Annotated in this window: 3 protein-coding genes; all 3 read right to left on the bottom strand. The window is 43.2% G+C overall.

From position 1 onward, the window contains the following. Positions 1–7092 (bottom strand): Ig-like domain-containing protein (locus tag G460_RS0118230; RefSeq protein WP_026956701.1); only part of this gene is annotated, 7092 nt, incomplete at its 3' end. Between the two features lie 634 nt (positions 7093–7726). Beyond that, positions 7727–11011 (bottom strand): Ig-like domain-containing protein, encoded by a 3285-nt coding sequence (locus G460_RS0118225; protein ID WP_169817532.1) that lies wholly within the window; start codon positions 11009–11011, stop codon positions 7727–7729. Between the two features lie 344 nt (positions 11012–11355). Next, complete coding sequence (locus G460_RS0118220) at positions 11356–12924, bottom strand: sensor histidine kinase (protein ID WP_169817531.1); 1569 nt, start codon at positions 12922–12924, stop codon at positions 11356–11358. Between the last annotated feature and the right edge of the window lie 970 nt (positions 12925–13894).

Here is a 13894-nt window from a genome sequence, read left to right as displayed (position 1 = left end):
TGGATTTACCGTCACAGTCAACTCAGCCGCTGTACCCGGAGCGTTTTCGCAGACTCCATCGCCTTCCACAGTTACATAGTAAGTAGTCGTGGCAGTCGGTGATACGGTCAAGTCCGTGATCTCGGTAGCCAAGGTCTGATCTGTATAGAATCGGAATACCGGATTCGTGATACTTGCTGCACTGGCGCTCAAGGTGAAGCTCTCCCCTTCGCAGATTGTGCCGCCAGTTGCGGTGATGTCTGCTGCGGTGGCTGCTGGATTCACCGTCACTTCCACTGGAATACGGTCCGGGCTCTCGCAGCCATTGCGAAGTACAGCCAAATAATAGGTGACTGTACCCGGACTGTTCAATGCTGCCGTGGTATAGCTATTTCCTTCCGAAAGCAAGGTGCCTCCCACTGCTGCATCGTACCATCTCAGACTCGTGCCGGCCGCTGGGGTCGCTTCCAACAAGGCTGTTTCCCCTTGACAAACTTCCGCATCCGTAGTCACTGCCGTCGGAGCAGCAAACACCAGTTGCGCCTGATAGATGTCCAGACTGGTCAGCACATTGGCTACACCGGTCAAGCTGATCCGAACTCTGTCGAAAGAACCTGAAACTGGGAAGCTTGCCCGCTGCATACCGCTTCCTCCAAGCAAGGTCAGGTGTACCAAGGATTCATTCAGAGAAAACTCATCCACCACGGTATTGCCATTCAGTACTGTGATGCCTATGCGGGAAAGAAGATTCACGTCTGCCAAACCTCCCGGAATGCCCAGATCGATCCGTACTGAATCTCCAGCCGCTCCTTGCGTAGGGAAAGACAAGGTCTGATAAATAGAACCTAGCAGTCCTACCGGAACTGTCAATCTGGATGCTGTCGCCGAATTCCCGTCCACTGCCTGCTGCGTATCTGTCGCAAAACATAGCAGACACAACAGCCCGTCAGTACCCACAGTCTGACCGTTGGCTATCGTACAGTCGCCAGCGTCATCTATCACAACGGTCACAATGACCTCATCCCTGCCAGCAGAGACACATCCCGTGACTGTATTTCTTGCAGCCGCATAGAAGAAATGTGTCCCTACAGGTAGCACTCCTGTGTCATAGGAAGAACCTACCCCAACTTGCTGATCTAAGTCATTGAACCAAACAATTTCGACAGATGGATCAGCAGGGTCTATTGTTGCAAAGAGGGTCGTTCCAAATCCTTCCGAAATAGTCACATCCGCACTGGCAGTAGGAGTAGGTGGAAGTGGATTTACCACGATTTCTATAGCGGCTGGAGGCTCATTAAAGCAATAACCATCTGCTTCGACGATGACGTAATAAGTAGTAGTCGCAGTTGGGTTGACTACGTAAGTATCTCCCTCGAAAGGAGTTCCTGACAAGGCTGGATTTGTATACCATTTAAATACAGGATCCGGAATACTGATTCCATTCAATGCAGCAGTCAAAGTCACTTCGCCTCCCACACAGACTTCGCTGACTGAAGAATTAAGTGAAATATCATCTGCATCCACTGCCACACAATCTGTAGGCATAGAATGCTGAGCCAGTACCGAAGTCGGGTTATTTGTTTCATCGGGATAAAATGCTTCTGCTTCATTCACGATGGGAGAACCTACAGTCACATTATCCACAGAGACGATAAATTCAACTGTAAGTGTCTGTCCTACTGACAGGCTAGCAAGGCTAAACTCAAGTGTAGAGCCATTCACTGAAGCTCCCCCAGCATCCAATACCGTCAGGCCTGCAGGAATTACATCTTCAATAGTTATTCCTGTGAGCTCTTTGTTACCAGTATTAGTAATAGATAGTGTATAGGTGATTTCGTCACCTAGTTCTGCCTGACCAGTGCTCGTAGCATTATTACTGATGCCTATTTTGCTGAAGTCAACCGAATGAATCGGAGTGACATCCACGACAGTGCCCGGTGGCTGAGTTGAATCTGGTTCGAGTGGATTTTGGTTATCTACAGGCGGATAAGATTCAAAAGTAAGTCCTCCAGTGACCGTACTTACCGCCACATTGCGAATCTCATCGAGTCCTGTGAGGTCTTGATCCACGGTCACTGTAAAGCTGTAGCCTACAGAAGTCTCACCCACAGCCAAGGTAGGAATGGTAAATGTCACCGAATTCCCAGCCATTGTCCCTCCAGAGACATAGCTCGTACCTGCAGGAATAGCGTCGGTGATCACCACATCAGTCAGATCCTGATTTCCTGTGTTTCTTACAAAAATGGTATACACCAAAGTCTCTCCTCCACTGACAGCACTTAAGCTGGCATCTCCATCCACCGTGTAAGCTTTCCAAGATTCTACTTCAAAAATTTGCTCAACAGGGATATCAGTACCTGTATCCCCTGTCTCATCAGGATCATTTGGATTTTCATTGTCCAAAGGCGGATAGGTCTCTACGCCCGGATCTGCAGGATTCGCTTTTACCAAAGCAAGATTGGTGATTTCGGTAATCCCAGTCAGATTTTCATCCACGATCACGGAGAAGCTTTGCGTCAGTGTCTGACCTGGAGCAATATCCAGATCTTCAAAGACAAGCGTATTGCCATTCAGCGTCCCACCACTACCAGGCACATAAGTGGTATTTGCCGGAATCTCATCTTGAATCTGGTAATCCAAAATCGAGATGGTCCCGGTATTTCGGATGTGAATGGTGTATTGCACCGTCTCGCCGCCGGCAACAGAACTGAGACTGGCATCCCCATCAATGATGTAGCTTTTCCAAGTCTGGAAATCGGGAGTTTCACAATCCTGTACAATGTAGAACAAGCGTACGTTTGGCACCAAAGTCGCCGAAACCACAGATTCGATTTTCAAAGCCACTTCATCTACCTCCACCCCTAGAGACAGGCGAAGCTCTGCATCTGCTCCATTGTTGAAAAGATTGACGAGGTTGACTGATCCTAGCACCGCATCTTGAAGCGCTTCGTCGTACACTTCATTTCCATCCAGATAGCCAACAATCGATACTCGATCAAAAATCGATGCATCCAGCACACCGCTTCCCACTCCCAATTTGATTTTGAAAGTACCATTAGCAGGCACCGACTGTCTGAAATGTATACTTTGCTGAATTGAACCCGCTACACTTAGCGTGCCCAGGCTCAATTCGGAATAGTCGTCGTTATTGTTATTATCCAATGCTCGCTCAGGATTGGTCACCCCATAGCCACCAATCGCGCCTGCATCTACAGAAATACCCGTTCCTTCGAAAGAAGTGGTAAACCCAGTGGCACAATCCTCAGTGCCTGTTTCGTAGCAGAGTCCATAGATATTTATGCTATTTTCTTGTCCCAATAGCAATGCACTCGTATGATCTTCGATCCGCACACTGTTATAGGCTGCACTCGGTGTGATCGCCAAATAGGATCTTCCAAGTGCATCTTTGACTACTTTGATTTGATCATTGTATCCAGCAAAGGCATCTGCGCTGCTAGCTGTGAAAAGTGGATTGCCCGCCCCATCATTGACGATAACATCAAAATAATGGTCTCCCAACACCACATTACCTAAGATATCACTCAAGGCAGTGCCTAGACTTCCTCCCAACAAGGTGTTGAGCAGGTCGTCCTCCATATCAATTCTCATGTAGGATGTGGTACCCGCAGGAACTATCACACCATCCCCAAATCCAAGAGTCACATGTCCCGAGTAGGCTCCCAGTCCCAGGGTACCTCCCTCTGAACGAATAGTGGCATAGCTATTAAAGTTGCCATCGAAAAGGTTGGCAAGATTGTCAGCGTTTTCAGCACTGATCAATTCCTCGGCACATACAGGCTCCAGATAAGGAGGCTCTTCAACATCTGGATCAGGACATGCATCAGAAATCCTGCTGATTCCATAAAGCCGTACCGGAGCACTGGTATTAACAGCTACCAAGGATTGTATTCCAAAGGCTACCCGATCATAGACCACGCCAGGCTCGATGAGTAGTTCTTGGATACCACCAGAGTTAAGTAGTCCCAGCAAATCCAGATTATTAACCAGCGCATTCTGAAGTGATTCATTGTAGACTTCGTCCTCACCGTTGTAAAGGATCAGACGATAAGCTCCAGCCAGATCCAAATTGAGAATTCCCGGCTGATCCAGCTGTATCCGCAGTCTAAGAGCATCAGTTGCCTGAGACTTTGTTTTGAAATAGATCTCCTGGAAAATCGATGCCGCAGCTCCCACTACGCCCAGATTGATTGTGGAGTAATTGGAAGAATTCCCATCGATCGCAAATTGAGGGTTGAATACGCCTCCTTGGGTAATATCTATCAAATCCAGAGCGATTCCGGCCCCATCATACGAGGTGAACGTGGCCTGCTCGCAGAGGTCAAACTCTGTCTCTCTACACAGACTGTATACCTTCATCGTGGCGGTATTATTTACCCCAACCAAAGCAGTCAAGAAAAAGTCAATGCGGACAGATTGATAAGCCTCATCCGCAGTGAAAGCGATGTAGAATCTACCTTCCGCATCCTGTACTACTTTGACATTTTGGCTTCCAAAGCCAGTAGCACTGCTCGCCGTGTAGATGTCCGTGCCTCCCGCATTTTTGGGAGTGACTGTGAAATACTGATCTCCAAGAGCCACAGCTCCCAAAAGATTCGCCAAATCATCTCCCAAACTACCGCCCAATAGCGCATTCAAATTATCCTCTTCCAAGCCGATGCGAACATAAGAAGTCTCGCCTGCCGGGACAGGTGCAGCAAATTTCAATTCGATATGACTGCTATATGCTCCCAATCCCAACGCAGTCCCTGCACTGGCCGAAAGGGTCGCATAGGTATCATTGTGTCCATCTATGGCATTCAGAGGGAAATTGGTATGAGACCAATCCACCACTTCGCCTGCACAATCCGACACATTAAATGGCGGATCTGTCTCTGCGGGATCCACTAGCTCGGGATCAGGACAGGCATCACTAAATCGTTCTATGCTATAGACAAGCAGAGGATTGGCGATTACATTGGCACCTACCAAGGACTCTATCCCAATAGCCACTCGGTCAAAAGACAGCCCTGGGCCAAAAGGCAAATTGACTACGGCTCCTGATTGAAGCAGACCCAATAGATCCAAATCCGAAATCAAGCCATCCCGGAGATCCTGAGAAAAAACTTCCGTATCTCCATCAAAAGCCTTGACAACTACACTGCCCAAAACTTCAGCTGTCACAGCGCTTCCGCCAGACATGGCCAGTTTGATTCTGAAGTGATCTTCTGCTGCCGAAGGCGAATGAAATTCAACAAATTGATAGACAGATGCGCCCAATCCAGCAGCTCCGATACTGATCTCAGATGCAGTAGCTACATCTCCATCTATCGCAAAGCCTGCGTCTGTGACTCCAGCCTCACCCAATCCCAAAAGATCAAGAGATATCCCATTTGACTCTGAATAGGTTAGGAAGGCTTGTTCGCATGCTTCAAACCCGGCAGCCGTACATACATGATACACATTCATGCTGCGGGTCTCGCCCAAACCAAGAATAGCTCCCAAGGACTCTGTGATCCGAATGCTATTGTAATCAGCATCTGGAGTGACGGCTACGTAATAATGATTGTTTTTGTCCTGTACTATTCTGACTGGAGCATTGAAAAAGCCGTTATTACTAGAGGAGGTCAAGATTGAGCCGCCATTGTTTTTCACATCTAGGGTGAAATAGTGGCTTCCAAAGAGGACATTGTCCACCACTCCCCCCAGCAACTGTCCGACAGAGCCATCCAACAATCCCAAAAGAACCTCTTCCTCAAAATCAATGCGGATATACGAGGTCGTACCGGCACTGCGTGTAGGGAAGCCTAATTCTATAAATCCTTCATAATCCCCTATTCCTAAAGCTGTACCAGAGCTTGCTTCTAAGGTGGTAAACGTATCATTGTTGCCATCCACTGCATTGAAAGGGAAGTTGGCATTGCCAAAATCCAATACCGTGGCATCACAGGTAGCCATGCTGAGCATGGGATCTGTGGCGGTCGGAAGCGGAATAGGATCCGGATCCGAGCAAAGCACCCCGAAGCGCTGCACATCATACAGACGAATAGGAGAATTGCTAAGCGCACTGAGAGAAACCAAGGAATTGTATCCTACGGTGATTTTATCAAAAGAGCGACCAGGGCCAAAAGCAAGGCTCACTGGATTTCCACCCTGTAGCAGAGCCAACACATCCAGTCCATTGATCAGGCCACTACTCAATTTGTCAATATAGATCAATTGATCTCCATCGTATGCTCTGACTTCTATACCTCCAATCAGGTCGGCCGTCAATACCCCAGGATTCTGAATATCCAATTTGACTTTAAAATAGTCTTCTGGGGCAGATGGGATTTCGAAGTGAATTTCTTGGAACATGGATGCTCCTACTCCCAGCGTACCGATACTGATCGAGGAGAAGGAATTAGGGTCGGCGTCAACTGCATTTCCGGCATTTGTCACACCCGCTCCACCGAGATCCAGAAGATCCAGCGAAATCCCCTCTCCATCAAAGGATGTAAAACGGAAATCACCACAGGTGTCGACCCCTTCTAGGTAAAAGGCATGGTAAACGTCTAAGCTATATTGAGTCCCAAGGCCCAGAATCGAAATGGAGTTATTGATCAGGCGAATTCGATCATAAGGCTGATCAGGCTTAATGGCTAAAAAGTAATTTCCCAGACCATCCTGAACCAAGCGAACCTCATCCGTATCAAACCCCTGCGTGCTTGTCCGTGAAAGCACTATTCCATCGACTGCATTTCTAGCCTGGATTTCTATTCCCTGTCGACCCAAAAGCACCGTCCCAAGCACATCTGCCAATAGCTCTCCCAGACTTCCCCCAAGCAAGGCTCCCAAAAGGTCCTGATCTGCTCCTATCCTTACATATGACCAAGTATTTGCCGGACGTTCTGTGGCAAATTTTAATTCGATCGCCCCTTGAAATGACCCTCCCCCTAGCAAGAGCCCAGGACTGGCAAGTACACGGGCATAACTATTATCATCCACCAATGCATTGGAGGCATTTTCGACCGTTCCTGATCTCGGTATCCATCCTAGTGGTTTTATTCCTGTGGTGTGACTCACTTCTACTGCCAGCTCCTTACTAGCTTGGGAGTGAGCCTCCATTGAAAGCATAAAGAACAGTGAGAAAAGAAAATTAAATAATAGGCTGCCCCTGAGATTTAACCTTTTTTTTGCCACCAAAACAATTTCTAGAGTATTCATTTTAGGCATATTAATATTATATTATAAACTCACTTTCTAAAAAACATTAATCCAAAAAGGACAGCTTTTAAGGAAGTAAATCTTAAATTTTTCAAAAATTGACTTCAGAATTAACAAACCCGGAGCTACTAATGCATTAACAAAAACCTAGAATCATACTTGCAAAAAAACCGCAAGCGAATTTTGATTTCAACAATTTATCGAGTACACCTTCGTTCTATAACAGCGAGTTTAATTCAATTCGTTATTAACAAAGTTAGGTTGTTCGAACCATCAAAAAACATATAGCATCATGCTTGTAAGCGTATGGTTTCATATCGTAATTCAAAAAAAGAATTTTGTCATCTAAATGCATAAAACAGGAATGTAGACATGCTAAAAAAACAGATTGAACTCTTAACAATCCATAAGAGACTTATTCTTTTCACTCCTACTCACTTGCTTTAAGATTAAAAAAGAAATTTGCAACACATTCTATATCAATTAAATACTCCTCAATGAAATATGAGCTCTACCGGACGAGGAAGTTTTCAAAAAATGATAGTCAATTCACTTTAAGCGCTCTAATTGTATGATCACCTATGCTTGAGGTAATTCTTAAAAAATAAGTGCCGGGTATAAGCCCTTCCAAATCATCAAAAACTATTGTAAAATCCGGATTTAAGGAGGCAACATTTCGACGAGTAATCACTTTCCCTTGACTGTTAGTCATAGTGACAACAGATGTTCCAAAATTTTTAAAGACTTTAACCGAAAGTCGGTTATTGAATGAATTTGGAAATACAGAAATCAATCCCTTCATTTCCCGTTCAATATCTATCCTTTTCACTTCACTGAAAGTATTCTGAGATAAAGGTTCCCCAATTAGTTTTAATCTATAATAGCTTCTTCCTGGTAAGGGGCTAATATCTAAATAACTTAATGAGTCTTTAGGATAGTTTTGAGTAAAATTTAAAATGGCAATAGTTTCAAAATCTAGGTTTTGAGAAGCCCTCTGCACTGCAACATGTGATAAGCCGTCAAAACTCGCTAGTTTCCAAGAAAGTTGAACACTTTTATTTTTCAGTAGGTTTGCATTAAAGCTGTGAACTCCGACAGGAAGAATAATATAACTTTCCAGTGGAATTGGCTTTATGACTTCACAACCGGCTGGTGTCTCATACCCAAGATAATACGTTTTGTTTCCGGTATCTGTCACAGGGTTATGGATAGTCAGAACACCATTAATATCTGATAAAATAGACCCGTTCTCATCAGGGTCACCCTCATTTCCAATTTCAAGGATTCCATTAGGGTCTGTATACCATCGAAATTCCCCTCCTACCATACCAACGATTGAAGGCTCCAAAATAATGTTTTCAAGTCCTAATTGGTAAACCACCTTTCCCAAACCACTATCAAAATAACCTCCTATAGGCTCTAGTTGAATCTGGTCATTGGAAGGCTGAGGGTGAATTATCACTTTTACATTGGATTTTAGACTTCTAGATGAGCAGCCAGGGCGGGCAGCTTCTACAAAATATTCATATTCTCCAGGCTCTAAATCAGTAGGAATAGAATATGAATCTGCAGTACCAATTAATGTAGATCCTGCTTCACCTGAATACCAAATTAAATCCATATTTGCCTCATTAGAAGGGGTTAAAACAAGGCTTTCCCCTTCGCATAATTCATATATACCATCTTCATTTTCATCAGCCCATGATGGTTTAGACGGGATAACTGATACCCCACTAAACTTCAAATTATCCAATACATTAAGATCTAGTAACGCTGACACTTTAACACCAATTCTATCAATCGGGTAGTTTACTTTTATTGGAAAACCCTGCAAATCATCATTGTCCAACAAACCCAAAAGATCCAAATCCAGAATAGAAGATGCTTTAAGGGTTTCCACGGCCACTCCTTCAGAATATATCACAAATTCAAAAGACTCAAGTAAGCTTAAAGTTAAAAGAGACCACTGAGTAGCCAAACTGACTACAATATCACTACCTGAAGGAACGGGTCGCGAAAAATGAATCATTTGCTCTGTAGAGCTTCCCACCCCTAATACTCCAAGGGAAATTTCAGAGTATGTAGCAATATTTGAATCTACAGCAAGCTCAATATTTTCAACCAATTCATTGAGTCCTAATAAATCCAAAGTAAGACCATCTCCATCATAACTTGTATAGGTTTTGATTTCATCACATGGATCTTCACTACCTTCAAAACATATATTGTAAACCCTCAATTGATCTTCAGGAGCTATCAAACCTATCACAGAGGATGATTTATCTATAATTTTAATACGGTTGTAAGGTAAACTAGAATGAATTGCCAGGAAAAACCTCCCTTCATGGTCTTGTACGACATTGACCAAGCCTCCTGCAGAGTCAAAGCCATTCGCACTTGACGTAGTGAGAATGGTGTTATTTCCATTTTTGAGTTCGAGTTCAAAATGATGATTTCCCAACAATAAATTATCTACCAAATCTGCCACAACTACCCCTAATGATCCCCCCGCAAGTACATTGAGCACATCCTCATCGTAATCAATTCGCATCAAAACCATTTTTCCCACAGGAACAGGCTGTTCAAATTCAACCTCAAGGTACCCTTCCCTACTGCCAACCCCCAATAGAATCCCCGCGTCAGATCTAATCGTCGCATAACTGTCAAAATCTCCATCTACAGCCATCTGAGCGTCATCGGCATTTTGCACTGCCACTAAATCCGTCCCCGCACAAACAGGAACATACATGGGACTAGGTGTAATGAGATCTGGCGGACAGCTTTCAGAAGTACGGCTCACTTCATACACTCTCACAGAAGCACTAGTGGCCAAACTGACGGTAGAGCTAAGTCCTATATCCACTCGATCAAATGAAACAGGGACAACCAACGGAATAGTTACAATCCCCCCTCCTTCCAGTATCCCTAGCACATCGATCCCTCCAATTAAACCTCCGCTTAAAGGCTGCTCAAACACTTCCACACCTGCATTGTATGCCTTGATATGAAAATCACCCAATATAGAAAGGTTTACTGCTGAAGAAGCGATTTGCATTCGAACATTCAGGGTAGTATTGGGTGTAGAAAGTGATGGGAAATAAAAACGCTGTGTCACAGCCGCTCCTACAGCAAGAGTTCCCAAGCCTATCTCGGAATAGTTGGAGGAATTACCATCTAATACATAGTGAGGGTTTTCGACAGGTGAGCCAGAGACCAAGGCTGTCACTCCAGTACCATCAAAACTGGTAAAATAGGGAAATGATTCGCAAGGATCGGATGCACCTGTCTCATAAAAAGCGTGATAGACATCCAAACTATATTGGCTTCCAAGACCCAGTGCGGAAATGGATCTGTTGATCAGTCTGATCCGATCATAAGGCGCATTGGGTCTGATAGCCAAAAAATACCTACTCACACCATCCTGAACTAAGCGCACGCGATCTATATCGAAACCCTGGGTACTTGTGCGTGACAAAACTTGGGAGGATCCGTTTCTCGCTTGTATCTCTATCTCCTGTCTACCCAAAAGTACCGTGCCCAAAACATCGGCAAGCAAATCACCCAAGCTCCCGCCCAAGAGTGCGCCCAAAAGATCCTGATCTGCCTCTATCCGTACATAAGACCAAGTATTGGCAGGAAGAACAGAATCAAACTTAAGTTCGATCTCACCTTGAAAAGCACCTCCACCTAGTATCAGTCCCGGACTGCTTAGCACGCGCGCGAATGAATTGTCATCCATCAGTGCATTGGGAGGGTTCTCAACGGTTGCAGTTCTTGGAAACCAACCAAAAGGCTTTAAGCCTGTGGTGTGACTGACTTCAACTGCCAAAACTCTGGTGATTTGGGCATACCCACTACTCTCGAATAAAAAGAAAATGCTTAGACAAATCAGTCGTACTCCTATTAAAAATTTCGGACAGCCCTTTATCATTGTTATACAGAAGCCAATATGATAAAGATAGCTTCAATGGAGCAATCAGGTAAGCATCAGGATTTTAGCCAAAAGCATAAAAATCAATCGGCAAAATATTACATTTAAACATCATTTTAAATGGAACAAAATTCACAAAAAAAACTTCAATCAAGCTATTAGGCTAAACATAATCACAAAATACAACCATTAGATGACAAAAAAATACCACATAGTGTGAGTTTATGAAACAACTATCCATATCAATCGAATACTTCATTTTTTAATTGAAATGACAAAGTAAATTTACTCCAACTCCCTAATTCAGAAATTACGTCAATATGCCCACCATGCAATTTTACAAAGTTTTTTACGGCAATCAAGCCCATGCCCGTACCTTCAATATCATTTGCATTGGCAGCTCTGTAAAAGGGAGTGAAAATATAGGGAAGATCTTTCTGAGATATTCCGATTCCAAAATCTTGAACACTCAACTCAAGCCCATTTTCGGTCTTCACCAAACTCACAATTGGCTTTTGTCTCGAAGGACTGAACTTGATTGCATTATTGACCAGGTTGACTAAAGTAGTCTGCATCAAAAACCTGTCCCACTCCACTTTAAAAGTCTCGGGTAATTCTGATTTAAAAAGCACCAAGTCGGTCAAGCCATACTGAACCAAAGATTCCTTAATAAAACGATTAAGGTATAATTCTTCTAGTTTCAACTTTACTTCTTCTTTTACAAAACGATCATAAGTCAGTGAACTTACTACGATTTTATGAAGATTCTCAGCCTCTCTTTTTATTTTCCCTAAATGATGATTGACCTTTTCCAGCTTCTCCTCTCCTTCACTCTGGAGATAGTATTCAGAGAGCTCCAGGCTAGAAAGAATAGTCGATAGAGGGGTCTTAAACTCATGAGCAACGATGTTCATAAAATCGGACAAGAACATCTTGAACTCCCGTTCTTTTCGCAAGGAAGCTCTTAAACTCTGCTCGGATTTGACCTGAACAGACACCTCCCTGATGAAAGCAATTATTTTTTTTCTTCCTTCCTTTTTAAAAATATTGATCGAAGTTTCCAGCCAGCGATGCTCTAGCTCTTTGGTCGTGATGCGCAATCTGGATCTATAGTGCTCATCAGCTTGCCAATACTTCTGGCCGAGCGTTTTGACAATCAAAGCCCTGACTTTTCTTTTGGCCTCTATCTCCGTGACACTTCTTCCAAAGTGCTTCTTGTAGGAAGGGGACAAAAATTTAAACTCATATTCCGCATCCAGAACCGCAATCGTATCAGGAGAGTGATCTCCTACCGTCGAAAGTATCAGCGCTTTATCCGTAGCGTCCTTTTGTAAGGTTTGATTTCGCTCCTCATTGTCCAGCGCATTGAGAATCACTGAATAGGTCGTGGCAAATGGCTTGAGATCTTCGACATCTGCACCATTGAATCCTCCCTGTTTGTTGCCCAAGCCAATCAAGCCGATCACTTGCTCGCCACTCAAAATAGGAATTCCGAGAAAGTTTGAGATGGTCGGATGCCCAGGAATGACTTTATTGCTAGAGTGTGGATTGGTCGGAGGGTTATTTTCGCAGATGACTTGACCCGTTTTGATCGCTGCCCCAAAAAGATTGTCAAAATGACGAAAAAAGAAATTATCGTCCTTGAGCTTATTGATGAGTTTTTTAGCTGCCGGACTATTTTGAGAAAAATCTGTCACAGCATGAATTTTCATCAGTTTGTTTCCATCAGCACTGGTACCTACTTCCCCCACAAATCCATACTGAGCATTGGACACTTCAAGAATAGTATCCAAAAAGAGCTGGTAAGGCATAAACCCAGAAGTCTTGGATAAAAAAGAATTTTGTACAAAGGAGACCTTTGACAAAATCAAGTTTCTTTTTACTTGATTTTCATGAAGACTTCTAAAGTTGTGAATGTCTTTTAAAGTAGTTAAAATAAGTACCCCTCTATCTGTTTTCACTTTTGAAAAATCGATTTCGAACCAATTTCCCTCCGGTCTCACCAACCTCATAATCAATTGACGCCTTAAGGTAATGGAATCTGAATCCCTCCATTCTAACAATTCATAAAAGACTGATTCGTCAACAAAAAAATCTATTAATTGAAATCCTGAACCTAATTTTGATAATGGGAAAAAATTTATTTTATACAAATCTTGGTTTGCATAAACGACGTGATTCAGATCAAAATCAAACAATGCCGCAGGCCGTTGCAACCTATCCATGAATTCAAGTAATTCTTGGAAACTAAGCAAAAACTCACTTTCCCTTTTCAATGGAAATAATAGAACATGAATGGAGTTAGAGAGCTGATTATACCATCCAAGTTCTTCTACTTCAAGAAAACCCGACTTCCACTTCAAATTATGAACAACAGCTATATCCCTTTCGCGAGTGTAATAATGAATCCTTTTACCCAAATTAGAAGGCAATGGAAAAAAAATTTCGAAATGATCCAGCGATGTAATTTGATTCCAATCGATATCGTCAAAAATAATCTTTACACGTTCTGAAGCTTTAATCAAGCATTCATTTTCTAAACAAAATACTAAATCTTCGTTGTCCGGAAAGGTAACTTTTTCAACTATCTCTTGATCCATTAATTAATTATTTCATGAATTATTAACTTCTTTCGAAAAAATATTATCGGCAAAACTATCAGTTTGTAAAGGGGTAGAATAGGCATTTCGGCTTCAAACTAGATCACTCTTGTCTCCCACCTTCTAAGAAAGAGTTATTAATAAAACAGGTGATTTTGAATAGTTAAATATTTAATTGATA

Source organism: Algoriphagus vanfongensis DSM 17529 (assembly GCF_000429465.1).
Classification (GTDB): domain Bacteria; phylum Bacteroidota; class Bacteroidia; order Cytophagales; family Cyclobacteriaceae; genus Algoriphagus; species Algoriphagus vanfongensis.
The sequence above is the reverse complement of the archived record's forward strand: the minus strand, read 5'-3'. Positions and strand labels throughout refer to the sequence as shown.